This window comes from Amycolatopsis pithecellobii, from assembly GCF_009707865.1.
In the GTDB taxonomy this organism is placed as follows: domain Bacteria; phylum Actinomycetota; class Actinomycetes; order Mycobacteriales; family Pseudonocardiaceae; genus Amycolatopsis_E; species Amycolatopsis_E pithecellobii.
On the sequence record NZ_WMBA01000045.1, the window covers coordinates 17,695 to 42,050 of the forward strand.

At 68.9% G+C, this 24,356-nt stretch carries 27 protein-coding genes; 12 read left to right on the plus strand and 15 right to left on the minus strand.

The features are described from left to right. Position 1 precedes the first annotated feature (1 nt). From GKO32_RS25080 to GKO32_RS25090, 3 genes are all read right to left on the minus strand, one after another. Entirely contained in the window at positions 2–1,453 is a 1,452-nt protein-coding gene (locus GKO32_RS25080) for an amidohydrolase family protein (RefSeq protein ID WP_154759362.1), read from the minus strand. A 119-nt stretch (positions 1,454–1,572) separates the two neighbouring features. Beyond that, positions 1,573–2,499 (minus strand): NADP-dependent oxidoreductase, encoded by a 927-nt coding sequence (locus tag GKO32_RS25085; RefSeq protein WP_154759363.1) that lies wholly within the window; start codon positions 2,497–2,499, stop codon positions 1,573–1,575. Then, complete coding sequence (locus GKO32_RS25090) at positions 2,496–2,939, minus strand: MarR family winged helix-turn-helix transcriptional regulator (protein WP_154759364.1); 444 nt, start codon at positions 2,937–2,939, stop codon at positions 2,496–2,498. Before GKO32_RS25090 ends, GKO32_RS25085 begins: the two co-directional genes overlap by 4 nt. Before the next feature lie 64 nt (positions 2,940–3,003). Here GKO32_RS25090 and GKO32_RS25095 point away from each other — a divergent pair, with 64 nt between their 5' ends. The 3 genes from GKO32_RS25095 to GKO32_RS38135 all read left to right on the plus strand — a co-directional run bounded on the left by GKO32_RS25095 (position 3,004) and on the right by GKO32_RS38135 (position 4,882). After that, positions 3,004–3,354 (plus strand): UBP-type zinc finger domain-containing protein, encoded by a 351-nt coding sequence (locus GKO32_RS25095; protein WP_154759365.1) that lies wholly within the window; start codon positions 3,004–3,006, stop codon positions 3,352–3,354. A gap of 235 nt (positions 3,355–3,589) precedes the next feature. Then, positions 3,590–4,687: a glycosyltransferase family 2 protein gene (locus tag GKO32_RS25100; RefSeq protein ID WP_154759366.1), complete on the plus strand. Its 1,098-nt coding sequence runs from the start codon at positions 3,590–3,592 to the stop codon at positions 4,685–4,687. 27 nt (positions 4,688–4,714) lie between these two features. Continuing rightward, positions 4,715–4,882 carry a hypothetical protein gene (locus tag GKO32_RS38135; RefSeq protein ID WP_166459720.1) on the plus strand — a complete coding sequence of 56 codons (168 nt, stop codon included), beginning with the start codon at positions 4,715–4,717 and terminating at the stop codon, positions 4,880–4,882. A 48-nt stretch (positions 4,883–4,930) separates the two neighbouring features. Here the strand turns inward: GKO32_RS38135 and GKO32_RS25105 are convergent, their stop codons facing one another. Then, on the minus strand, positions 4,931–6,946 hold the full coding sequence (locus GKO32_RS25105; RefSeq protein WP_154759367.1) for a phosphocholine-specific phospholipase C: 2,016 nt from the start codon (positions 6,944–6,946) through the stop codon (positions 4,931–4,933). A 113-nt stretch (positions 6,947–7,059) separates the two neighbouring features. Here GKO32_RS25105 and msrA point away from each other — a divergent pair, with 113 nt between their 5' ends. After that, complete coding sequence (gene msrA, locus GKO32_RS25110; protein ID WP_154759368.1) at positions 7,060–7,572, plus strand: peptide-methionine (S)-S-oxide reductase MsrA; 513 nt, start codon at positions 7,060–7,062, stop codon at positions 7,570–7,572. A gap of 43 nt (positions 7,573–7,615) precedes the next feature. Here the strand turns inward: msrA and GKO32_RS25115 are convergent, their stop codons facing one another. The 7 genes from GKO32_RS25115 to GKO32_RS25145 all read right to left on the minus strand — a co-directional run bounded on the left by GKO32_RS25115 (position 7,616) and on the right by GKO32_RS25145 (position 16,163). Next, positions 7,616–9,175, minus strand: a complete 1,560-nt coding sequence (locus GKO32_RS25115) for a dipeptide ABC transporter ATP-binding protein (protein WP_312868515.1) — start codon at positions 9,173–9,175, stop codon at positions 7,616–7,618. Continuing rightward, entirely contained in the window at positions 9,172–9,999 is an 828-nt protein-coding gene (locus GKO32_RS38515; RefSeq protein WP_154759369.1) for an ABC transporter permease, read from the minus strand. The genes GKO32_RS25115 and GKO32_RS38515 overlap by 4 nt, the downstream gene beginning before the upstream one ends. Further along, positions 9,992–10,963, minus strand: coding sequence for an ABC transporter permease (locus tag GKO32_RS25125; RefSeq protein WP_154759370.1), 972 nt, complete (start codon positions 10,961–10,963; stop codon positions 9,992–9,994). Before GKO32_RS25125 ends, GKO32_RS38515 begins: the two co-directional genes overlap by 8 nt. Next, positions 10,960–12,558: an ABC transporter substrate-binding protein gene (locus tag GKO32_RS25130; RefSeq protein WP_154759412.1), complete on the minus strand. Its 1,599-nt coding sequence runs from the start codon at positions 12,556–12,558 to the stop codon at positions 10,960–10,962. The genes GKO32_RS25125 and GKO32_RS25130 overlap by 4 nt, the downstream gene beginning before the upstream one ends. Positions 12,559–12,684: 126 nt before the next feature. Next, positions 12,685–13,746 (minus strand): aminotransferase class I/II-fold pyridoxal phosphate-dependent enzyme, encoded by a 1,062-nt coding sequence (locus tag GKO32_RS25135; RefSeq protein WP_166459722.1) that lies wholly within the window; start codon positions 13,744–13,746, stop codon positions 12,685–12,687. A 167-nt stretch (positions 13,747–13,913) separates the two neighbouring features. Next, on the minus strand, positions 13,914–15,038 hold the full coding sequence (locus tag GKO32_RS25140) for an LLM class flavin-dependent oxidoreductase (protein ID WP_154759372.1): 1,125 nt from the start codon (positions 15,036–15,038) through the stop codon (positions 13,914–13,916). Beyond that, positions 15,039–16,163 (minus strand): acyl-CoA dehydrogenase family protein, encoded by a 1,125-nt coding sequence (locus tag GKO32_RS25145; RefSeq protein ID WP_208024531.1) that lies wholly within the window; start codon positions 16,161–16,163, stop codon positions 15,039–15,041. 144 nt (positions 16,164–16,307) lie between these two features. On the opposite strand from GKO32_RS25145, the gene GKO32_RS25150 reads away from it, so the two are divergent. The 8 genes from GKO32_RS25150 to GKO32_RS25185 all read left to right on the plus strand — a co-directional run bounded on the left by GKO32_RS25150 (position 16,308) and on the right by GKO32_RS25185 (position 22,078). Continuing rightward, complete coding sequence (locus tag GKO32_RS25150) at positions 16,308–17,405, plus strand: LLM class flavin-dependent oxidoreductase (protein ID WP_154759374.1); 1,098 nt, start codon at positions 16,308–16,310, stop codon at positions 17,403–17,405. Between the two features lie 22 nt (positions 17,406–17,427). Beyond that, entirely contained in the window at positions 17,428–17,889 is a 462-nt protein-coding gene (locus tag GKO32_RS25155; RefSeq protein ID WP_154759375.1) for an RrF2 family transcriptional regulator, read from the plus strand. Beyond that, positions 17,843–18,268, plus strand: a complete 426-nt coding sequence (locus GKO32_RS25160; protein ID WP_154759376.1) for a cupin domain-containing protein — start codon at positions 17,843–17,845, stop codon at positions 18,266–18,268. The genes GKO32_RS25155 and GKO32_RS25160 overlap by 47 nt, the downstream gene beginning before the upstream one ends. A gap of 161 nt (positions 18,269–18,429) precedes the next feature. Next, positions 18,430–19,290, plus strand: a complete 861-nt coding sequence (locus GKO32_RS25165) for a thioredoxin domain-containing protein (protein WP_208024532.1) — start codon at positions 18,430–18,432, stop codon at positions 19,288–19,290. A 32-nt stretch (positions 19,291–19,322) separates the two neighbouring features. Beyond that, entirely contained in the window at positions 19,323–20,129 is an 807-nt protein-coding gene (locus GKO32_RS25170; RefSeq protein WP_154759378.1) for an ABC transporter permease subunit, read from the plus strand. An 8-nt stretch (positions 20,130–20,137) separates the two neighbouring features. Then, positions 20,138–21,121, plus strand: coding sequence for an ABC transporter substrate-binding protein (locus tag GKO32_RS25175; RefSeq protein WP_154759379.1), 984 nt, complete (start codon positions 20,138–20,140; stop codon positions 21,119–21,121). Next, positions 21,118–21,822: an ABC transporter ATP-binding protein gene (locus GKO32_RS25180; RefSeq protein WP_312868516.1), complete on the plus strand. Its 705-nt coding sequence runs from the start codon at positions 21,118–21,120 to the stop codon at positions 21,820–21,822. The genes GKO32_RS25175 and GKO32_RS25180 overlap by 4 nt, the downstream gene beginning before the upstream one ends. Before the next feature lie 34 nt (positions 21,823–21,856). After that, positions 21,857–22,078: a PspA/IM30 family protein gene (locus GKO32_RS25185; protein WP_154759381.1), complete on the plus strand. Its 222-nt coding sequence runs from the start codon at positions 21,857–21,859 to the stop codon at positions 22,076–22,078. Between the two features lie 16 nt (positions 22,079–22,094). On the opposite strand, the gene GKO32_RS25190 is transcribed toward GKO32_RS25185, so the two are convergent. The 4 genes from GKO32_RS25190 to GKO32_RS25205 form a co-directional block, all read right to left on the minus strand. Beyond that, positions 22,095–22,295: a zf-HC2 domain-containing protein gene (locus GKO32_RS25190; RefSeq protein ID WP_154759382.1), complete on the minus strand. Its 201-nt coding sequence runs from the start codon at positions 22,293–22,295 to the stop codon at positions 22,095–22,097. A gap of 113 nt (positions 22,296–22,408) precedes the next feature. Next, positions 22,409–23,029, minus strand: a complete 621-nt coding sequence (locus GKO32_RS25195; RefSeq protein WP_154759383.1) for a hypothetical protein — start codon at positions 23,027–23,029, stop codon at positions 22,409–22,411. Continuing rightward, entirely contained in the window at positions 23,026–23,649 is a 624-nt protein-coding gene (locus GKO32_RS25200) for an RNA polymerase sigma factor (protein ID WP_312868518.1), read from the minus strand. The genes GKO32_RS25195 and GKO32_RS25200 overlap by 4 nt, the downstream gene beginning before the upstream one ends. A 10-nt stretch (positions 23,650–23,659) precedes the next feature. After that, positions 23,660–24,010, minus strand: coding sequence for a hypothetical protein (locus tag GKO32_RS25205; RefSeq protein WP_154759385.1), 351 nt, complete (start codon positions 24,008–24,010; stop codon positions 23,660–23,662). Positions 24,011–24,356 lie beyond the last annotated feature (346 nt).

Here is a 24,356-nt window from a genome sequence, read left to right on the forward strand (position 1 = left end):
CTCAGGAAGACCTCGTGTGCGTCGCGGCGCTGCGGTATTCGGTGTAGGTGTAAGGGTTGTCGAGCACCTTGGTCTCGGCGACGTCCGGGTTCATGCCCTTCTGCCACGCCTCTTCGCCCATCGTCGAGCGCAGGTAATCGACGGTCTCTTCGACTTCACGACGGATCGCGGCCAGGTCGATGCCGACGAGGCGGTGCTCGTGTTTGACGACCTTCCCGTTGACCAGCACCGTGTGCACATCTCCGCGCTGCGCTTGGAAAGCCACGTGCCCATAGGGATTCAGCAACGGGAATGACACCGCGGAATCGTCGTTCTTGAGCAGCACCACATCGGCCTTCTTGCCGGGCTCGAGACTGCCGAGGTCGTCGCGCCCGATCGCGTGCGCACCGCCGCGGGTCGCCCACGCCACCACCTGGTCCGCGCGCAGGCTGCAATGGGTGATGGTCTCGGACTTGTGGTGCGCTTCGAGATGTTCGCGCGACCGGTCGGCGCCGAGTGTCGTCCGCATCGCCGAGAACAGATCACCGCTCCACCAGACCGAGGTGTCCATCGACAGCGAAACCGGGATGCCGTGGGCGCGGATGGCCCAGGTGGGCGGGTAGCCCTGCCCGGCGCTCTGCTCGCTCTCGGTCGACACCGAGATGGAGCCACCGGTCGCGGCGATGCGGTGGTAGGAGTCGGCCGACAGCGAAGCAGCGTGCACGTACACGGTTTCCGGTGTCATGAAACCGTTGTCGTACATGAGCCGGATGCCGTCGTCGTTGGTCGCGCCCCAGACCCCGGCGTGCGTGGTCACCGGCACACCCAGCTCGCGCGCCACCTCGAAGGCAGGCTTCTCGGGGAACGCCGGGTCGCCGGTGACGTCGAAGGCGAGCTGGAAACCGAGCAGGTCGTCCCCGGTGATCCGCCGGTTGACGAAATCACGGAATTCGGGCGCGCGAGTCCATTCCGCGGGCGGGGCCTGGATGTTGCCGTAGGCCAGCACGAACCGGCCCGGCACGGAGCGCAGCGCGTCGACGGCCGCCTCGGCGTGGTCGACCGTCTGCAACCCGTGTGACCAGTCGACCACCGTGGTGACCCCGGATTCGAGCGCCTCGGCCGCGGCGAGCGCGTTGCCGGCGTGGATGTCCTGCGGCCGGAAGAGTTTGCCGCTTTCCAGGTAGTACCAGACGAAATACTGCGTGAGCGTCCAGTCGGCGCCGTACCCGCGCATCGCGGTCTGCCACATGTGCCGGTGCGTGTCGATCATGCCGGGCATCACGATGCCGCCGCTCGCGTCGATCACCACGGCGTCGGGTGGGGCGGCCAGCTCCGGCCCGACCGCGGTGATGCGATCGCCGGTCACGAGCACGTCGCCGCGCTCGAACGTCCGGCGCTGGTCGTCCAGCGTCAGGACGGTGCCGCCACGCAACACCACGGGCCGGCCCGGGGCGAACTCGCTCGGCTCGTTCATCGCGACGCTCCTTCCGTACGATTGTCCGCTAGACGGACAACTGTACGCAAGGCTGGGCCGGAACACAAAAAAGCCTGGACGGACAAGAGTCCGCCCAGGCTGGATGAGTGGTCCCGGCGTCAGGGGATGAGCACGATCTTTCCGTGCGTGTGCCGCTGCTCGAGCACGGCGAAGGCGTCCCTGACCTTGTCGAGCGGGAAGGTCGCCGCGATGGGGAATTCGAGCTTCCCGGACTCGACGAGCTCGGCCATCTCCGACAGCACTTCGCGCGTCGAGGCTTCGATGCTGCCTTCGGCCTTCGTCCCCAGCTCCGCGGCCTCGGCGAAGGAGATGATCGTATTGATCCGGTCACGCGGGATGCCGCGCTCGACCGCGAGCCGCAGGTACTGGGGCCCGAACAGGTCGATGAACGCGTCGATGCCATCAGGCGCCGCCGCGGTGAGCCGGTCGGCGAGACCGTCCCCGTAGCGCACGGGAACGACGCCGTAGCCGGTGAGCCAGCCGTCATTGGCGGCCGAGGCGATGCCCAGTACGCGCACGCCACGCATCCTCAGCAACTGGATCACGAGCGAGCCGACGCCGCCCGCCGCCGCCGAAACCGCGACCGTCTCCCCCGGTTTCGGGTCCACGGCACGGACCGCGGCGTAGGCGGTGGCCGCGACGACGTAGAGGGATCCGGCGGTCTCCCAGCTCAGCCCGGCCGGCTTGGCGATCAGCTGGTTCGCGGGCACCACCACGTGCGTCGCCTGGCTGGAGCGTTTCCACGAGAAGCCGAGTACTTCGTCACCGATGGCGAAATCCGTGACGCCCTCGCCGAGCCCGGCCACCACGCCGGCGAGGTCGCTGCCTTGCCCCGACGGGAGCGGGCCCGGGAACCGCTCCCGCATGGCGCCGGACCGGATGGCGATCTCGCCAGGGTTGATACCGGCCGCGCGCACCTGCACCAGCACCTCACCCGGCGCGGGCTCGGGGACCGGGAATTCGGCTATGTACAAGACTTCCCGGCCGCCGTACTCGTCGAAGCGGACGGCTCGTGCCTGACTCATGATGGATTTCCTTCCGGTTTTTGTGCCGCCGTGCGCAGGGTCGCGAGCGCGGCGGCGAACTGTTTGAGCGCGCTCGCGGAAAGCGGGCCGCTCAGATGTTTTTCGAGCTCCTCGTCGAGCGCCTTGCCTGCCGTCGCCACCAGCTCCCGGCCGGCCGGCGTGAGCTCGACGAGCGACGAGCGACGGTCGGCGGGGTTCGGCCGGCGCACGATGCGCCCCTGCCGCTCGAGCCGGTCCACGGCCTGACTCGCCCCGCCGACGGTGATGGCCAGCGCGTTCGCGATGTCGTACACCCGGCAGGACCGCGCCGACTCGATCAGCAGCAGCACGTTCAGGCCCCCGGTGGTCACCGCGAAATCCTTGCGCAGCCGCTCGTCGAGCGCGTTCCACAGCACCGTCTCGAAGCGGACCAGGTCGTCGAACACCGCACGCAGCACCATGAAACTAGATTAGCACATAATTAATTAGCGCTAATCTAGTTTGGCGGCGGGGTACGGTGAGGCCATGGAGGGCATCGACCCGAGCGTGCGACCCAGCGGAACCGGCTGCGCCGAGTGCGAGGCGGCGACCCCGCCCGGCTGGTGGTTCCATCTGCGGCGATGTGCGACCTGCGGGCACATCGGCTGCTGCGACTCGTCGCCAGGCCAGCACGCCACCGCCCATTTCACCGAAACCGGCCACCGGTTCGTCCGCAGCTTCGAGCCGGGCGAGCAGTGGTTCTGGGACTACCGGGAGCAGGCGCTGCACGAGAACGGACCGGAGCTTGCCGCGCCCCAGCATCACCCGCCGGGCCAGAGCGCCCCCGGCCCGGCCGACCGCGTCCCGCACGACTGGACCGATCACCTGCACGCGTGACGCAACGGAAGCACCTCCGCACGACCGGCCACAAAGGACCGACCAAAGTAGACGGTCGCTAGAGGCGAAAGACCCTTTTTTCGCCACACTGCCGATCACTCAGAGTGTTACTTTCCACCGGGAATCGGATTTTATAACCCAGTTGAGTAGTAGTCGAAAAATTTCGTAACCCTTCACCCCGCTTCCCGATCTTCTCAGCATCATGATCACGCCCTGAGGAAGATCGGACGTCACGATGCCCGCTGCCACCTCGCCCGCCGTCGACGGGCGGCACCGGCGACCTGGCCTGCTGCGGGTCATCGCGCTGCTGCCGGCCCACAACGAGGCCGGCAAGATCGGCGCGGCACTGGGCGCGCTCGATGCGCAGACCCACGTGCCCGGCCTGGTCACGGTCGTGTGCGACAACTGCACCGACGACACCGCGGCCCTCGCCTCGGCCGCCGGCGCGCGGGTCATGGAAACCGCGGGCAACACGGCGAAGAAGGCCGGCGCGCTCAACCAGGCACTCGCCGCGCTCCTGCCCACGCTGGACGACGACGATGTGGTCCTGGTGCAGGACGCCGACAGCATGCTCGACCCCGAGTTCGTCGCGACGGCGCTGCGGTATCTCGAACGCGGCTACGGCGGAGTCGGCGGAGTCTTCCGCGGCGCGCCGGGCGGCGGTTTCGTGGGTCACCTGCAGCGCAACGAGTACGCCCGCTATGCCCGCGACGTGCACCGGCTACGCGGCCGCTGTCTCGTGCTGACCGGGACGGCCGCGATGTTCGGGGTCGCCACGCTCCGCGCGGTTTCCCAGGCACGGCTGGACGGGCGCCTGCCCGCCGGTGACGGCGCGGGCGGGATCTACGACACGACCGTGCTCACCGAGGACAACGAGCTGACGCTGGCCCTGCTGACCTTGGGGCATCGCGTCATCTCGCCGGCCGGCTGCGGCCTGAGCACCGAAGTCATGACCAGCTGGGGTGAGCTGTGGACACAACGGCTGCGGTGGAAACGCGGTGCGGTCGAGAACTGTGTCCAATATGGACTTACCAGGATCACCTGGAAGTACTGGCTGCGCCAGGCCCTCACGGTGCTCGGGCTGCTGGTGTCGGTGACCTACCTGATCACCCTTGCCGTGGCGCCGTTTCTCGGTGTCCTGCACCTGCAGCCGGCGTGGCTGGCGCTGTCCTCGGTGTTCGTGATCGAGCGCGTGGTCACCGTTCGCTACCGTGGCTGGCGCCGGATGCTGCTGTCGGCCTCGATGTACGAGCTGGTCTTCGACTATTTCCTGCAGGCCTGCCACGCCAAGGCGTATTTCGACGCCCTGTTCCGCACCCGCAAGAGCTGGTGAGAAATCCCATCCAGGAAAGGAAAAACCATGTATCAGAAGATCGGGGCCGCCTCGGCCACCGGGGTCACCGGCGGGCTCGCCTACACCGGCGCGAACGTGCTGTGGCTCGTGCTCGCCGCGTTCGCGCTGCTGGCTGCCGGCTTCGCGCTGACCCGCATCGCGCCGAAGCTGGGCCACCGCGGCAGCGACGTGTGACAGGTGCCCCCGCCCGGGAACACGGGAACCCCGGGCGGGGGAACCCGCTCAGCGTGCGCCGAGCGCGGGGTCGGACAACGTGATCCCGCCCGTCTCCAGATGCCCGGCGAGGCGGCGCACGAAGGTGCCCGCGGTGACCGAAAGGTCGTACCAGCCGGCGGTGGCGCCGGTGTCCACGGAATGCGTGACCCGCGCGCCGGGTGGCACGTCGTAGGCCACCGGACGGGTGGGCCCGTACGCGTCCGCGTTGGCGACGCTGGCCCGGACGGCGGTCTTCCCGCTGTTGACCAACACCACGTTCAGCTTGCCGTCCACCGGGCGTGCGGTGACCTCCACTGTGGACACACCACCGGCGAACCGCCGCACGAACCCGTTCGGCCCGTGCACGGCGAAGTCGTACGCGCCGCCGGAAAGGCTCCACTGCGCGGAAAGCCGCTGCCCAGCGCCAACGGTGTAACTCCACGGACCGTTCTGGTCACTGGCCGACGTCACGTGGAAGCACGCACCAGCCGGGCCGTCGCTGGCGAACCGCAACGAGAACGTGCCGCCTGTCACCTGGCTGTCGACGCTGAGGTCGTAGGGCAACGGCAGTGCGGGCCGGCGGCCGTGTTCTTGCCGTGGCAGCGCGGGGTTACCCGGCGGCACCGGGACGTAGTCGGGGTGGCGGTCGTGGTCCGGCGGCACGTAGCCGGCAGTGGAAGGCAGCGCCGGGACCGTGGTTTCCTTGCGGGAGAAGTCGAAAGCCGACGTCAGGTCCCCGGTGACGGCGCGGCGCCACGGTGAGATGTTCGGCTCGCGCACCCCGAACCGCCGCTCGATGAAGCGGATGATCGAGGTGTGGTCGAACACCTCGGAGCAGACGCGGCCGCCCTTGCTCCACGGTGACACCACGAGCATCGGGACCCGCTGGCCGAGACCGTAGGGCAGTCCATTGAGGACCTCACCTGTGGTGTCCACAGTGGACGCCCCCTGTGCGGCTGACAGCGGCGCGTACGGCGGCACGATGTGGTCGAAGAACCCGTCGTTTTCGTCGTAGGTGATCAGCAGCGCGGTCTTGCTCCACACCTCGGGCACCGCGGTCAGCGCGTCAAGGACCTGCGAGATGTACCAGGCGCCATAGTTCGCGGGCCAGTTCGGGTGCTCGGTGAACGCCTCGGGCGCGACGACCCAGGAGACCTGCGGCAGCCGCCCGGCCCGCACGTCGGCCTCGAGGATGTCGAAGAACGTGCCGCCGTGCTTGACGTCCGTGCCGGTGCGCGCCTTGTCGTAGAGCGGGTTTCCCGGCTGGGCGTTGCGGTAGTTGTCGAAGTACAGCAACGAGTTGTCACCGTAGTTGCCGCGATAGGCGTCGCTGATCCAGCCCCAGCCGCCGGCGGCGTCAAGACCGTCACCGACGTCCTGGTAGATCTTCCACGAGACCCCCGCCTGTTCCAGCCGTTCCGGGTAGGTGGTCCAGCTGTACCCCTTCTCGTCGTTGCCGATGACCGGGCCGCCGCCCTTGCCGTCGTTGCCGGTGTACCCGGTCCACATGTAGTACCGGTTCGGGTCGGTGGAGCCCATGAACGAGCAGTGGTAGGCATCGCAGATGGTGAACGTGTCGGCCAGCGCGTAGTGGAAGGGAATGTCCTCGCGGGTCAGGTACGCCATCGTGGTGCTGCCCTTGGCCGGCACCCAGTTGTCGTACCTGCCCTGGTTCCACGCCGCGTGCGTGTCCGTCCAGCCGTGCGGGAGGTCCTGGATGAACTGCAGCCCCAGGTCGTTTGCCCGGGGCCGGAACGGCAGGAGCTCCTTCGTCCCGTCCGGCTGGTACCAGACAGGTTTGCCGTTCGCGAGCGCGACCGGACGCGGGTCGTCGAAACCGCGGACGCCGCGCAGCGACCCGAAATAGTGGTCGAACGAGCGGTTTTCCTGCATCAGTACGACGATGTGCTCGATATCGCGCAAGCTCCCGGTGCGGTGGGCGGCGGGAATGGCCGCGGCGCGCGCGATGCTGCCGGACAGCATCGTCGCCGCGGCGCCACCCCCGGCCACCTGGAGGAACCGGCGGCGGTTGAGGTCGGTCATGCGAACCAGTCTGGGCATCGTGCGCGGCGCGCGGTCGACCGTACGGCGAAGCTCTGGGAAACATTCGGCTCGCGGGTAAGCTGGAACCGGCCCAGGCAGAAGGAGTGAAGACCATGACAGCGCCCACCGAGAAGGCCATCCTCGCCGGCGGATGCTTCTGGGGCATGCAGGACCTCATCCGCAAGTACGACGGTGTCCTGGCCACCCGCGTCGGGTACACCGGCGGTGACGTGCCGAACGCGACGTACTACAACCACGGCACGCATGCCGAGGCGATCGAGATCCTGTTCGACCCGCAGAAGATCAGCTACCGCAGGCTGCTGGAGTTCTTCTTCCAGATCCACGATCCGACGACGAAGAATCGGCAGGGCAACGATGTCGGGCTGAGCTACCGGTCGGCGATCTTCTACCTCGGAGACGAGCAGAAGCGGATCGCCGAGGACACGATCGCGGATGTGGACGCGTCCGGGTTGTGGCCGGGCAAGGTCGTCACCGAGGTCGCCCCGGCAGGCCCGTTCTGGGAAGCGGAGCCGGAGCACCAGGACTACCTGGAGCGCTACCCGAACGGCTACACCTGCCACTTCATCCGGCCGGACTGGAAGCTGCCCGCCCGCTCCACCACGTGATCGCGAACCCGGCCAGTGCCCCTTTGTGGCATTGGCCGGGTGCTCACGCGGCGGCGGTGACCTGTCCGGGAATGGCCGCCAGCAGCTCCTTGGTGTACTCGTGCGCCGGCCGGCGCAGGACGTCGTCGGCCGGGCCGTACTCGACGAGCCGGCCCGCTCGCAGCACCCCGACGTGATCGGCGACCTGCCGCACCACGGCCAGATCGTGCGAGATGAACAGGTACGCCAGGCCCAGCTCGTCCTGCAGCCGCACCAGGAGTTCCAGGATCTGTGCCTGCACCGAAACGTCCAAAGCGGACACCGGCTCGTCGCACACCACCAGATCCGGCCGGAGCGAAAGCGCCCGCGCGATGGCCACGCGCTGCCGCTGCCCACCGGACAGTTCCGCGGGTTTCCGCTTGAGCATGGCCGAGGGCAACGCGACCTGGTCCAGCAACCCCGCGGCGTCCTTGCGGCTGCCGGCCCGGAACGCCCGCAATGGCTCGGTCACGATGTCGGCGATGGTGAGCTTCGGATTCAGGGAGGCGTAAGGGTTCTGGTAGATCAGCTGCATCCGGCGCCGCAGCAGCCGCAGCCGCTCACCGCCCAGCCGCGTGATGTCCGCACCATCGAACCGCACCGTGCCCGCGGACGGGGTTTCCAGGCGCAGCAACATCCGGGCCGTCGTCGACTTGCCCGAACCCGACTCGCCGACCAGCGCGAGCGTCTGTCCTTTCGCAAGTTCGAAGGACACATCGGACACCGCCCGCACCGCGCCGAAATCCTTGTGCAGACCCGAAACGCCGACTAGCGGCTCGCCACCTTCGCGCCGGGGACGCAGCGGTTCGCCGGACAGGCTGGGCGCGGCCGAAAGCAGTTGCCGGGTGTAGGCGTGCGCAGGCGCGGCGAGCAGGGTGGCGCTCGGCGCGCGCTCGACGACCTTGCCTTCGGACATCACAGCGATCTCGCCGGCACGATCGGCGGCGACGCCGAGGTCGTGCGTGATCAGCAGCAGTGCCAGGTTTTCCTCGGCCGCAAGCTGTTCAAGATGGTCGAGGATGCGCCGCTGCACGGTGACGTCGAGCGCGCTGGTCGGCTCGTCGGCGATGATCAGCTTGGGCCGCCCGGCCAGCGCGGCGGCGATCAGCACCCGCTGGCGCAGGCCGCCGGACAGCTCATGCGGATACTGGCGGGCCCGTAACCCCGGCTCGTCGATTCCGGCTCGCCGCAACAGTTCCTCGGCCGCGGTGGGCGCGCCACGCTTGGTCTCCAGGCCGTGCACCAGCAGGGTTTCCGCGACCTGCTCACCGATTCGCTTGACCGGGTCGAGCGAGACCGCCGGATCCTGGGGAATCAGCGCGATTTCTCGACCGCGCACCGAGCGCCATCCGCGCTCGGACAGGGTCGTCAGTTCCTGCCCGGCGAAGGTGATCGACCCGCGGTCGATCCGGCCACCACGGGGCAGCAGGCCGATCACGGCGTGCGCGATGGTGCTCTTGCCGGAACCGGACTCGCCGACCACCGCCACCGTCTGTCCACTCCGGACAGTGAGGTCGACACCGCGGACGGCGGGCACCTTGCGGTAGGACACCGCCAGATCACGCACCACGAGTAGCTCGGTCACAGTCGTTCCCCTTCCAGTGCACGGGAAATCCGGTTGGCGGACAGGACGACCGCGGCGATCACCAGCCCCGGCAGTGTGGTCATCCACCACGCGCTCGCGAGGAACGAACGGCCACCGGCGACGAGCGAGCCCCATTCCGGCGTCGGCGGCGCCGCCCCGTAGCCGAGGAAGCTCAACGCGGAGATCTCCAGCACCGCGGTGCCGAAGGTCAGTACCGCGAGCACCAGCACCGGCCCGGCGGAGTTGGGCAGGATATGCCGGGTCAGCACGCCGAACCAGCGCACTCCCCCGGCGCGTGCCGCTTCGACGTACACGCCGGTGCGCACGCGCAGCACCTCCGCGCGCATCAACCGGGCGAAGTGGGCAACGTTCGCCACACCGACCGCGATGGCGACCTTCATGGTGCCGAACCCGAGCGCGGTGACCAGCGCGAGCGACAGCAGAATCGGTGGCACGGCGAGGAAAACGTCCATCACCCGCATCAGCACCGAGTCGAGCCAGCCGCCCCGCGCACCGGCGACCAGCCCGAGCACCGAACCCACGACGAGGGCGACGAGCACCGCGGAAACGGCCGCCTGCAAGGAAAGTCCGGCACCGTGCACGACCCTGGCGAACACGTCGCGCCCGGTTTCGTCGGTGCCGAACAGGTGCGCGGCCGAGGGGGCGCGCAGCTTCTCCCGCGGCACACCGGCGAGCGGGTCGTAGCGGGTGAACAGGCTCGGTGCCAGCGCCCACGCGATCACCAGCAGAAGCACCACAGTGGACAGTACGAGTCCCGGTCGCCGAAGCACGAAGCCGGGGCGCACGGCGAGGACGTCAACCATGAACGAGTTCCTTCCTGGCCTGCGCCACCGGGTTCTGCCGGACTCGCGGATCGAGCAGCGGGTACACCAGGTCCACGGCCAGGTTGATCACCACGAAGAAGAACGCGGCCAGCACGATCACCGCCTGCACCACGGGAATGTCCTGCCCGTTGACGGCCACGGTCGTCACCCGGCCGACACCGTCGCGGGAGAACACGGTCTCGGTGACCACCGAACCCGCGAGCAGCTGGCCGGCCACTACGCCGATCATCGTCAGCACCGGGATCGCCGCGTTGCGCAGCGCATGTCCGAAGTGGACACGACCGCGCCCGGCGCCCTTGGCCCGCACCGTTTCGATGTAGGGCTCGGCGAGCTGGGTGCGCAGGCTTCTCGCCAGCACCTGGCCGATGACCGCACCGGTCGGCAGGGCGAGCGTGATCGCGGGCAGGATCAGCGACTGCAGGCCGTGGTTGCCCAGGGCGGGTAGCACGCGCAGCTGGAACGAGAAGATCTGCACCAGGACGAGGCCGACCCAGAAGACCGGCAGCGAAATTCCCAGCGGTGGCAGGGAAAGCAGCAGGTTTCCGAGCCACTTCGCGCGGGTGTAGGTGCCGGCGAGCGCCGCGCCACCACCGAAGACGATGGCCAGCACGAGTCCCAGCCCGCCGATGGCCAGCGTGGGCGGAAGCGCGCTGAGCACCATGTGCGTGGCTTTGTCACCGGTGACGACCGAGCGCCCGAAATCACCGTGCAGCGCGCCGAGTAAGCGTTTTCCGTACTGCACGGGCAACGGATCGTCCAGCCCGTACTCGGCCCGCGCCTGCGCCAGCTGGTCCGCGGTGAGGGTCGCCGAGCCCTCACCGCCGCCCAGCTTCGACAGCACCGCGTCGCCCGGCAACAGGTACAGGATCACGAACGACAACGTGAACGCCGCCCACAGCACGACCACGGCCTGCAGGACCCGGCGCAGGACGTAGTACCTCATGCGCCGGAAACCCAGGTGTCGAACAGCTGCAGCCGCGACGACGCCTCGAACCCGAGCGCGTGCGCGTTCGGCCCGAGCGCGACCACCTGCGTCAGCTCGAACACGGGAATCGAGTAGGCCTGCTCGACGATGATCCGCTGGGCCTGCTCGGCGGCGGGCTTGCGGACCGCCGGGTCGAGCGAGGCCGCCTGTTGCTCGAGCGGTGCGTCGATCGGGTTGCCCGGCGCGAGCTTGCTGCGGTTGGTGGTCTTGGTGGAGAAGGTGAGGCGCAGGATGTCGGGATCCGCGCGAGTCACGTTGTACCAGAAGAAATCGTAGTTCCCGGTCTGCTGCAGCTGCACGGTTTCGGCGGCGGTGCGCTGGTCGAGACGCAGCTCGAAACCGATCTTCTTGAGCTGCTGCTGGACGAGCTCCAGCACGCTCTGGCTCTGGTTGAACACCGCGGCGAACGCCACGGACGCGGACAGCCGCTGTCCGTTCTTGACCCGGATCCCGTCTGGACCGGATACCCAGCCGTCGGCGTCGAGCAGCGCCGCCGCGCCGGCCGGGTCGAAGGCCAGCTGCTGGGACAGGTTGGTATACAAGGGAGTTGTCGACGCGAGGATGCTCGTGGCCGGCTTGTAGTTGGGGCTCAGCACCGTGTCCACCACCTCGGGCCGGTTGATGCCCTTGGTGATCGCCTGCCGCACCTTGTCATCGGACAGCACACCCCGGCTCACGTTGGCCTGCAGGTTGAACACGATGCCGGGGTTGGGCCGGGTCTGTTCGGTGAACCCGTTGCCCTGGAACTGCGCCTCGTCGACCGGCTGCACCTCGGTGGTCGCGGTGAGCTGTCCGGACAGCAGGCTGCCGGTGCGCACGCCGGGCTCCGGCACGATCTTGTAGTTCACTGCGTCGAGATAGGCCTCGCCCTGGTGCTTCCACAACGACGAGCCCCACGCGTAACCCTTGCGCTTGGAGATCACGATTTCCGAGTTCTGCTTGAAGCTGGTGAACACGAACGGACCGGAGCCGATGAGTCCGTCGCCCTGGCAACGCTGCTCGGCCGACTTCTGGTACGCCGCCGGGGCGAGCAGGCCAAGTGACATCGTCGAGCTCGCCTGCAGGAACTGCGCATTGGGCGAGGAGAAATTGATCCGGACCGTCTGCGGGTCCACCACGGTGGCGCCGGAGTACGCGGCCAGATATCCCACTCCCAGCTGCGATTTCGCACCGAGGGCTTTGATGCCGTCGTAGCTCGTCTTCACCGCGTTGGCGTCCACCGGTGTGCCGTCGGAAAAGGTGGCGCCGGTGCGCAGGTGGAAGGTGAAGCTCGTGGAATCGGCGTTGACCTCCCAGGACTGCGCGAGCCACGGCTTGATCTCGCCGGTGGCCGAATCCTGGTCGGTGAGCGAGTCGACGAGCTGGCGGCCCACGTTCAGGCTGGCGTTCGTACCTGCCTGTTGCGGGTCGAGGCAGTCGGGGTTCGAGCCGACCGCGAGGGTCAGCGTGCCACCGGCACGCGGCGGTCCCGCGTCGGCGGTCGTGGCGCCGGACGAGCATGCCGCAAGGGCGAGCACCGGCACGGCGGCAATGGACGGGATCAGCACACGCATGCGGGAAGACACGCGGTCACGCTAAAGTGCGAAACCCTGTCCCGGCAGGGATTCCAGATACTGGACATCGGGTCCATGGTGGGCAGTCCAGCATCCGGGAGGAATGGTGCGACTCCCGGCTGGGCGCTAAGGTCTGCCGCGCGCCGCGGCCGCGATGAGCCCGGCGAGGGTGATGGCCAGTCCGGGATCGTCCGGCAGCAGCCCGATCGTCACATACACGTGTTGCCCGGCGGGCGGTCGCGAGTGGTACCTGCTGCCGGCGGCGACCGAAACCCCCTGTGCCGCAAGGCTCATGAGCGCCCGGATCTCGTCCGCGACCGGCACCCACAGTCCGAGCCCGTCGGTGGTGTGCACCACGATGTCTTCCGCCCGCAGCGCGGCGGCCAGCGCTGCCCGGCGTGCGGCGTACCGGGTCCGCGCCTGCCGCAACAACGCGCCGGTGTCCGGATCGTCGATCAGAAATGCCTGTGTGTCCTGCAAAATCCGGCCGGTCCACGTGGTGTCGAGCGCACGCAACCGCCGGACGCGTTCCACCAGCCACGCCGGACCGGCCACGACACCGCTGCGCAATTCGGGACCGTAGGCGTGGCAATAGGAACGCACATGCAGCACATCCGGCAGCAGCGTCCCGAGACTCATCGGCGACGCGGCGGAAAGCGGCCCGAGCGCGTCGTATTCCAGCACCGTCAAGCCGTCCAGTGACGCGGCGAGACCGGCAAGCCGTTCGCGGGACACCGAAAGCCCGGTGGGTACCGCGACGCGTGGCTGATGGACGAACGCGACCGGACGGCGGGCGAGTGCCTCCGCGAGGGATGCCGGTTCCGGACCCTCGTGGTCGCAGGTCACCGGGACGATCCGGATTCGCAAGTCCCGCAAGGTTTCCAGGATCAGCGGGTCGGTGGGCTCGGCCACCGCCACCACATCGCCGGCGCGTGCGACCGCGTGGCAGGCCAGCCTGAACCCGTCGGCGCCACTGCCGGCGACGGTCCAGTCCGCCGCCGGGTACGGCCAGGTCGGGGTGACCGCGGCGAGCAACCGCGGCGTGATCCCGTCCTGCTCGTCCACGGGCCGCCAGCGGGCACGGGCACCCGCGGCCACCGCGTCCTCCAGGGGCGGCAGCAGGGCGGGATCAGGCCGCACGTGTTCCAGATCGATCGACGACCAGCCGAGTTTCGCGGCCGTGTCCAAACCGGACTCCCTCCGCATTGCCGTGTGTTCAATACTGCGCCGTTCGTTACTAATCCGACGGCAGCCACGGCGGAAAGGGGTTTCTGCGAGCAGGTCGGCTGCGGCCCGTATCCGCCTACTTTCCGTCGCATCAGTAACAGGAGACCATCACCACGGGTCCCGTCTCACTACCTGAGAGCCGGGGCCTCCGCGTTCGCCAGCAGGCCGCGGCGGGCGAGCTCCGGCCGGACGCCTTCGCCGAACCAGTACGCCTCTTCGAGATGCGGATAGCCGGACAGGACGAATTCCTCGATCCCGACCGCGTGGTATTCCTCGATGAGGTCGGCCACCTCGGCGTGGCTGCCGACGAGCGCCGTGCCAGCGCCGCCGCGCACCAGGCCGATCCCGGCCCACAGATGCGGGTGGATTTCGAGAGAGCGCGCGTCACCGTCGAACCTGCCTCCGTGCAGCGCGGTTATTCGCTTCTGCCCCACCGAATCCCCGGCGGCGAACTTCGCCTGCGAGGCCGCGACGTCCACGGGGTCGAACTGGTCGTACAGCTGCTGGGCCTGCGCCCACGCCGCGGCCGAGGTGTCGCGGCTGATGGTGTGCAGGCGAATCCCGAACCGCAGCTCCCGCCCCGCGTCGGCGGCCAGCTTGCGCAGCCTGGCTATCTTCTCCGCGACGGCCGCAGGTGGCTCACCCCAGGTCAGGTGCACGTCCGCGCGCCGCGCCGCGACCTGCATGCCCGCGTCGGAGGAACCGCCGAAATACAGCTGTGGCACGGGATCGGGCGTGGTGTACGCGGTGGCGCCCTCGATCTGGTAGTACCGGCCGGCGAAATCGGCAGGCTCCCCCGCCCAGATCTCCCGCATGACGGCAAGGAACTCGTCGGTGCGGTCGTACCGTTCGTCGTGGGACAAGTAATCGCCGAACCGCGCCTGCTCCACCGGGTCGCCGCCGGTGACCACGTTGAGCAACAGCCGCCCGCCCGAAACCTGCTGGTAGGTCACGGCTTGTTGCGCGGCGAGCGTCGGGGTGATCGAGCCCGGCCGGAACGCCACCAGGAACTTGATGCGCTGGGTGACGCCCAGCAGCGCGGCGGTGGTGAGCCACGCGTCCTGGCACCAGCTTCCGGTGGGCGTGAGCATCCCGGTGAACCCGAGCCGCTCGGCGGCCTGCGCGACCTGTGCCAGGTAGCCGATCTCCGGTTCCCGTGGGATACCGGCACCGAAAGCGCTTTCCGAGGGCTTGTCCACAATGGACCGACCGTCGCCGTGGGTCGGCAGGAACCAGTGCAGCGTCACGCTCATCTATGTGCCTCCCAGTACCGTGCGGCCGAGTGCGGTCAGCACGGCGTCGTCCTGCGGGGTGTGCACCCGGCTGCACAGGATGTCGCGGTAATGGCGTTGCAGCGGGGAATGCCGGGTCAGCCCGGGGTTCCCGGCGAGCGCGAGCGCCTGCTCCACGGCGGAGATCAGCGCCCGCGTGGCCAGTACCTTCGCGACACCGACCCGGGCCGGTGCGCCGGGATCACCTTCGTCGAGCCGCCGGGCGAGGCCGAACAGCAACTCCTCGGCACCCTGGATCGCGGCGGCGATCTCACCGGCGCCCGTTTCGAACCTCGGCAGCGTGGCCAGCGGTTTGCCCAGTCCGGATGGCACCCGGTCGCGCAGAAAACCCACCAGCCAGTCGAGCGCGTTGCGGGCCACGCCCAGGTACAGCGCCGGAAGCGCCAGCTGCCAGGTCAATGCCGCCGGCGGCCGCACACTGTCCGGAGTGGACAGTTCGAGCGAACCTTCCACCGGTACGTCGGTGAAAATGACGTCGTGGCTGGCACTGGCGCGCAGGCCCAGATGGTCCCACGTCGGCTCGATCTCGATACCGGGTGAACCGGCGCGCACCAGGAACCCGCCGACGCGCGGTTCAGGTTCATCGGTGCGTGCCCACACCACCATCCACTCGAGACCGGCCGAACCCGTCGAGTAGATCTTGCGCCCGGACAGCGACCAGCCGCCGGCCGTGCGCCGCGCGACGGTCTCCGGCAGGCCACCGCGGCTCGGTGAACCCAGCGCGGGCTCCACGCGCAGCGCGTTGATCAGCACCGGCCGCCGCGCCGAGTCCGCCAGCACCGCCCGGTAGACCTCCTCGGGCCAGCTGGGCTGTTCTCCTTGTGCCGCATGGGAGAACAACGTCATCGCCGTGATCAGCGCGACCGACGGGTCACCACGGCCGAGCTCGGCGAGCAGCCGCGCGGTGTCGAGGATTCCCGCGCCCTGCCCGCCGTAACGGGGATGCACGGTGCTCGTCAGCAGCCCGGCCGAGTGCACGAGTTCGATGCCCTCGAAAGGAAAGCTGCCGTCCTGATCATGCTGCCCGGCACGCGCCGCGAGTTCGCGGACGATGCCCGGCAGGCTGGGGGCGGCAACGGTCGTCACGAGCCTCACGGTAAGACGGGCCCGTCCGGTTGCCCAGCCCGTCCACGGAATGGACACCTGCGGGTGGCTGTATTGACAACCGGTGACACACCATCGTTTGCTGGCGTCGTTGATCGTTCGTCCGCAGCAGAGGGGAAACATGTCATGGCGGTCGAGTTCATCGGCATGATCGGCACGCGCGACGCGAGCGAGACGCGGCCCGCCCGCGGACCGGTCATCGATCCGGACTACGTCCGGCGGTTCGCGCGGGCGCATGAGGACGGCGGGTTCGACCGGGTGCTGATCGGCTACGGCGCGGGCTGGCCGGAAGGCCAGCAGGTGGCCGCGTTCGCCGCCGCGAACACCGAGCGGCTCGGCCTGCTGGTCGCGCACCGTCCCGGTTTCGTCGCACCGACACTCGCCGCGCGCGCCTTCGCCACCCTCGACCATTTCAGCGGCGGCCGTGTCGCGGTGCACATCATCACCGGCGGCAGCGACACCGAGCAGGCCCGTGACGGCGACTACCTCGGCAAGGACGAACGGTACGCGCGGACCGACGAATACCTCGACGTGGTCAAGGCCGCCTGGTCCGCGGACGAACCGTTCTCCCACCATGGCCGATACTACAAAGTGGACGGTTACGTCGGTCAGGTGCGGCCGCTGCGGGGCCGCATCCCGGTCTACTTCGGAGGGTCGTCCGAAGCGGCCTACCGGGTCGGTGGCAAACACGCCGATGTGTTCGCGTTGTGGGGAGAACCGCTCGCCGAGACCGCGGAGCAGATCGCGTCGATCCGGGCAGCGGCAACGGCGACGGGCCGCAGCACGCCACCGCGCATCAGTGTGTCCTTCCGGCCCATCCTCGGCCCCACGGAGGACCTGGCCTGGGAACGCGCACACCGGATCCTGGATACGGTCACCGCCACGGACGCGGCGAAGATCGCCCGTGAATGGCGGGACGGCGGGCAGCCCCAGAACGTCGGCAGCCTGCGCCTGCTGGCCGCTGCGGAAAAAGGCGAACGGCACGACCGTGCACTGTGGACGGCGCCGGCGAAGGCCACCGGTGCCGCCGGGAACTCCACCGCGCTGGTCGGCACGCCGGAAACGGTGGCCAAGGCGCTGCTGGACTACGTCGACATCGGCGTGAGCACCCTGCTCATCCGCGGCTATGACCCGCTGGACGACGCGATCGACTACGGCCGTCACCTGCTACCCCTGGTCCGCGCGGAACTGGCGAACCGGCACCGCGAACCGGCCGCCGTGTGAGCGCCGGCGCACAATGGGAAACATGCGCATCTCGGCCAGGGCGGACTACGCGATCAGGGTGCTGCTCGAGCTCGCCTCGGACACGTCACAGCCCACGACCTGCGAAACAATGGCCGTGCGCCAGGACATCCCGCCGCGGTTCATCAAGGCCGTGGTGGGTGACCTGCGTCGCGCCGATCTGGTGCGCAGCCAGCGCGGCTGCGACGGTGGGTACTGGCTCGCCCGTGACGCCGGGACGATCAGCGTCCGGGACGCGGTGCTGGCGGTCGACGGTGAGCTGCTGTCGATCCGCAATGAACCACGGGCCGGGCTGAGCTACCACGGCACCGCGGAGTTCCTGCCCCCGTTCTGGGCGGACCTCGAGGCACAGCTCGACCGGATGCTGACCGCGACGTCGATCGCGCAACTGCTGACCGGCAAACGGAAAGGAGCGGCACATGACCGATCACTGGCATCAGCCATTGCGCCACATCAAGGGCGGTGAGCTGACCGAAGACACGATGCAGACCAGCGGAATGCGACGGCTGGAGGCGGTGTCCGGCAAAACCGTCGGCTCGGAAAAAGTGTGGATGGGCGAGACGCACGTCGGCCCGGCCACCAACTCCGGCGACCACCACCACGGCGAGGCGGAGACCGCTATCTACATCAAGTCCGGCCACCCGGTGTTCGTCTTCGCCGACGGCGACAAGGAGATCCGGCTGGAGACCGGTCCCGGCGACTACATCTTCGTGCCGCCGTATGTCCCGCACCGGGAGGAAAACCCGGGCGAGGAAGACGCGGTGGTGATCATCGCGCGCAGCAGCCAGGAGGGCATCGTGGTGAATCTGCCCAGCCTCTGGGCCGAAGTGTCCCAAGAGGACTGACTGCGCTGACTGACGCGGCTTGCGTGGCCGCGCGAGTTGAGCGTTCCCGCCGCGCGAGTTGCGCCTTCCCGCCGCACGCAACGCTCAACTCGCACACTCCCAACGCTCAACTCGCGCGCACGCAACGCTCAACTCGCGCCGCTGGGAAAGGAAAATTGCCCGTGCTCGAGGTGGTCGAGTACACCGATCCCGCCTGCCCGTGGGCGTGGGGCTCGGAGCCGAAGTTCCGCCTGCTGCGGCTGGTGACCGAGCCCCTGGGGGCGCGCTGGCGGCGGGTGTTCGGCATCCTGTTCGATCGGGACGATGAACTGCCGCCCGACCCGGACGCCGAAGCCGCGTGGTACGCCGGGTTCATCGCCGACATCAGCCGGCATACCGGCGCGCCGCACGCGGAGAAGCTGGCGTGGGTGGCGCGCACGAGCTGGCCGGCGTCGATGGCGGCCAAAGCCGCCGAAGCACAAGGAGACGTGCTCGCCGACCAGGTTCTGCGCAGGCTCCGGGAAACAACGTTCGTCTCCGGCCGCCCGGCCGACGATGTCCACAGTGTACTGTCCGCAGTGGCCTGCCTTCCCGGGCTCGACGTCCCCCGGCTCGCTCGGGAACTCCCCCACCAGGAACACGCGGTCGAGCAGGACTGGACCGAAACCCGCACGCCCTGCGACGAAGTACGGCATCTGGAAGCGCCCGGCCCGCACAGCGGCCGCGCCAAGGAAGTCAACGGTCGCCTCCGGTATGCGTTGCCCACCCTCATCTTTCGCGGCACACAAGGCGAGCGGGTCGTCCCCGGCTGGCGGCCGTTCGCGGAATACGCCGGCACGGTCGAAGCGGTCACCGGCGAAACGCTGCCGCGGGTGCGGCTGACCGCCGACGAGGCACTGCGCCGCTACGGCAGCCTCACCGTACTCGAGATCGAACTGCTCACCGGCGCGAAAAAACCGCCGAACCAAGCCGTTTCCGTGCCCACCGGCAATGGTCCACTGTGGATCGATCCCGACCTCTGGGACGCCGGCTACGGCAATTGACACCGTCTCTCGCTGCCCAAAACAATGGACACATGACGGTGACCATTAAGGACAGGCGGCGCACCCCGATCCGCTTCCCCTATCGTGCCGTCTCGTGGCTGGCCCCGCTCGCCGTGCTCGGTATCTGGGAACTGGCCGCCCGGCTGGGCCTGATTTCCCAGCAGGTGCTGCCCGCGCCGAGCACGGTCCTGACCAAGGCAGCCGAGCTGATCGCCGACGGCGAGCTGCCGGAAAACCTGCTGGCAAGCCTGCAACGCGCCGCCACCGGATTCGTGATCGGCGCGGTCGCCGGCCTCGGCTTCGGCCTGCTCGTCGGGCTTTCCCGGGTGGCGGAAGCATTTCTCGACCGCACCATCCAGATGGTCCGCGCGGTCCCGTTTCTGGCGATCCTGCCGCTGGTGATCGTCTGGTTCGGCATCGGCGAGGGCGGCAAGATCTTCCTCATCGCGCTGGGCACCTCGATCCCGCTCTATCTCAACACCGTGCTCGGCATCCGCCAGATCGACGCGAAGTTGCTGGAAATGACCGAAGTGGTCGGGCTGAACCGCGCCGAGCAGGTTCGCTGGGTCGTGCTGCCCGGCGCGCTCCCGTCGATCCTGGGCGGGCTCAGACTTTCCCTCACCGCGGCCTGGCTCGCGCTCGTCATCGCCGAAACCATCGGCGCCGACGCGGGACTCGGCTTCATGGCTACCAACGCCCGCGAGTTCCTGCAGGCCGACGTGATCGTGCTGGTGGTGATCATCTACGCCGTCATCGGCATCGTGTGCGACTTGATCACCCGGCTGCTCGAACGCCGGCTGCTGCGCTGGCACCCCACCTACGCAAAACTGCACGCCTGAGGAGCCCCATGTCAGCCCGAACCACCGTGTCCCGCAGAACTTTCCTGTCCGCGGCAGGTGCCGCCGCGCTTTCCGTGCCACTCGCCGCGTGCGGCGCGACCGCCGCGTCCGACGGCGGCACACCCGGCAAGGTACGGCTGACCTACGGGACCATCTCGGTCCCGAAAAGCCGTGGTGTGCTGGAAAAAACGCTCAAGGACCAAGGCATCACCGTCGAATGGGTCGGGCCGTTTCCCAACCACGCGCCCAGTATGCAGGCCGTCGTAGGCGGCAGCGCCGATTTCAGCTTCGGCGGCAGCACGACACCGGCGGACCAGGCGATCCTGTCCGGGGCGGGCCTCGTGTACGTCGCCTGGGGCGCGTCGACCCCGCGTACCACGGCGATCGTCGCACGGCCCGGCAGCGGCATTTCGCACGTGAGTGACCTGGTCGGCAAGGGCGTCGCAGTCAACAAGGCCGGGCTGGGTGAGTTCCTGCTCGTGGCCGCGCTGGAGAAATACAACGTACCCAAGGAAAGGGTGAAGTTCGTCTATATGAACCCGCCTGAAGCGTCGGCGGCGTTCGGGAGCGGGCAGATCGACGCGTGGTCGATCTGGCAGGGGTTCCGCGAAATCGCCGAAGTGCAGTACGGGGCGACCCCGATCTTCGTCGACAACGACGAACTGGACTTCACGATCGACTTCTCCAGCTACCTCGTCCGGCGCGACTACGCCGAAAAGAACGCGGACGTCATCCGCGCCGTGATCAAGGCGTTCAAAGAGGACTATGACTGGCAGAACCAGCACTACGCCGAGTCGCTGCGGATCGGGAACACGGTGTCGAACTATCCGGGGGCGGTGATCGACAAGATGGCCGCGAAGAATGTCCAGACCACATTGTCACTGATGAACGACGACGGGATCGCCCAACTGCAACGCGGCGCGGACTGGCTCGCCGAACGGAAGATCCTCACCAGGAAGATCGACATCGCCGACCACTCGGTGAAGCTGTGAGTGCCGTCGAGGTCCGCGGGCTGGTTCGCCGGTTCGGCGCCCGAACCGTCCTCAATGGACTCGACCTGGACATCGCGGAGGGCGAGTTCGTCGCGTTGATCGGGCAGAGTGGTTGCGGCAAGACGACATTGCTGCGCCTGCTCGCCGGTCTGGACCAATCCGATGACGGCCGGATCACCGCGCCGGACGCCAAGATGGTCGTCTTCCAGGAACACCGGCTGCTGCCGTGGCGCCGGGTCTGGCGCAACGTCTCGGTCGGCCTCGGCGGCAACGCACGCGCGGCCGCCCTGCGCGCGCTGGCGGAGGTCGGCCTCGACGGCCACGCCGAAGCCTGGCCCGCGACATTGTCCGGCGGTGAGGCGCAGCGGGTCGCGCTCGCCCGCGCGCTCGTGCGCGAGCCGCGGTTGCTGCTGCTGGACGAGCCGTTCGCGGCGCTCGACGCGCTCACCCGGATCAAGATGCATGCGCTGGTCCGCGATCTGGTCACCCGGCACCGTCCCGCGGTCCTGCTGGTCACCCACGATGTCGACGAGGCCATCCTCCTCGCGGACCGCGTGGTCGCGATGCGCGACGGCCACCTCGCCGCGCAACACCGGATCGGCTTCGACGGCCCGCGGGACCGCAAGTCACCGGAGTTCCCGGTGCTGCGCGAAACCCTGCTCGCCGAACTGGGTGTTGCCGACGATCTGGCCCGGACCTAGCGCCTGCCGGCGCGGCCGGTGGCAGACTGGGGGCATGACCGAACCGGAAGGCGACTACACCGAAGGCGGGGTGCCGACCTTCGACTATGTCCGTGACAAGATCGAGCACCGTTCCGCGGTCGCCGATGGCATGACCGAGCTGTCCGGTGACACCGCGTCCGTTGACGAGCAGATCGCCGAGCGCCACCGCGCCGCGAAGGACAAGCTCGCCGAAATCCGCCGTTCACTGCGCGACGAACGACCCACCGGCGACTGACCCCGCGGCGGCCGGCTCACGCCCGCGCCCGCGCTCTGACCGACGCGAGCGCGTAGGTGACCGGCCGCAGCTCGGCGAGCTCGCGTCGGCAGGGGGCGCAGCCGGCGGCATGGCGGCGAAATTCGTCGCGCTCGCTCGCGGCCAGCACACCGAGCAGGTAGCTGGCGGCGGTGATCGTGTGCGGGCAGGAGTTGACCATCGCGTCTCCAACGATCATGGCGGGGAAAGGAGGACGAGCGGCGGGCCTGGGGGGCGGTGCCCGCCGCTCGTCCGTAAGCGGCGATTCCCTTCGGAAGAAGAGGGCGTAGGAAACCGCCGCCGCTAGGGGGATCAACCGTCGGGCTTGCCTTTCGACGGTGTCACCGGATGGGTTTTCGTCGGCCCCTTCTCCACGGGTTTCGCGGACGGGGTGCCCTTGCCCTGATTGCCCTGACCGCCGGGGTGGCTGGTGACCGGCGGGGGCGGTGCTGCGGTGGTCGCGCCGGTCGTGCTGGCGCGACTCGCCGGGCTGCTGCCCGGGCTTTCCGCTTGCCCGGCAACGGAATGCGGAACCGGCGGTGGCGGTGCCGGGATGCGCACCGTGTCGCTGGTCCGCCCCACGGACGGCGCAGGCACCGGAGCCGGACCACCCGGGTTCGCGGGCAGGGTGCCGGACGCGGCCGCGAAAGCGACCCCTCCCACCGCCACGGCGCCCACGGCCGCGGCCGCGACCTTCGCCGTGAGCGAACCGATGATCGAGCCCCTCCGTGGCCGCGTGGCCGGGAAGGGCTGCGCGCTCCGAAACGCCGCGAGGGCGGCGGGCTCCCCTGCAAGCTCCGCCTCGGTCGCGGGCGCGGCCGCGGCCGACAGTAATTCCCTCACGGCGTCCGGCCCCCTGCCGACGACCGGTTCACCGCGAAGCAGCTGCTCCGCGGTGAACCGGTCGACAGAACGGGCTCGGTGTGTGCTCATCTCATTTCATTCAGCGTCAGGGCGCCCGGATCTGTCACACCCGCCTGTTCCAAGTGCTCAGCCAGCTTGCGCAGCCCCCGGTAGGCCGCGGTGCGCACCGCGCCGGAGCGCTTGCCGAGCACCTTCGCGGCCCCGGCCGCGTCCAGCCCGACGACGGCCCGCAGCAGCACGGCTTCCGCCTGGTCCGGCGGCAGTTTCGCGATCAGGGCGAGCGCCGCGTCGGTGGACAGGGTGTCCACGGCCGAGTCGGCGGTGTTGTCGCGTGCGGGGAACTCGACCAGCAGTTCGGCGTCCGTGGTCAGCGGGCGGCGACGCCGGCTGCGCAGCTGATCCAGCGCCCGGTTGCGGGCGATCGTCGCGGTCCAGCCGCGGAATCCGTCGATGTCGCCACGGAAACCGGACAGGCCGTTGGCGATCTGCAACCACGCCTCGGACGCGACGTCTTCGGCATCCTCACCGACCAGGACCCGCAGATAACGCAACATGCCGGGCTGGAGTGCGCGATAGAGCACGCGGAACGCGTTTTCGTCGCCGGCCTGCGCGGCCGCCAGCGACGCCGCCAGATCCGGTTCACCGCCCGCGGCCCGACATCGCAGCGAGAGATCATCCAGACTGGTCACCGCGCCATCCTCAAGCATGGACGCGGCGAGTGGAACCCCTTCCGGACGTGACGGTCGAGATCGTCCGGGAATCGTCGGGAAGCGCGAGCAGCTCGTCGAGCACCTGACCCGCGGCACCGTGGCAGCGCCAGAGCGTCTGGCTTGGGGTCAGCGGATCCTGCTCGTCGGCGGGCACCCGGAGGGCGGTCGCCTCGTCCTCGCCCTCGAGGCGCAGAATGTCGACGACGGTGCCGTGCGGGCGGACCCCGACGACGGCGACGACCGTGCCGTCCTGATCACGGGGATGGATGAAGCGGTACCCCCGGTCGATGAGGTCGGTCAGCCGTGCTTCAACCGAATCAGTGTCTTCCGTGGCGCTCATGGTCGAATTCGCCGTCCTTTGTGCCCGCGGGGATGCACGTGCATATTGCAGCCAGCAAGCTACCACTGCCTACTGCACGGGTGAATGCACGTGCCACGTGCACGTGCATTCCAGGTAGAAAACCACGTGCACCCTTTCCTCCAAGGAGCTATGAGACCGCGAAAAGCGTCTCGCATCCGGTCACGGAAAGTGAGAAAACCGCGGAAGCGAGCAGGCGATCGAAGCCGTGGGTGAGGGCCATACTCCGAACGAGTGGTTAGCGGCTCAGCTCACCCTCGCGTCGCGGCACCGGAGTCCAGGGAAAAACCCTGACGTTTTTGTCGGTGCCTCCTCCTATGTTGGTCGG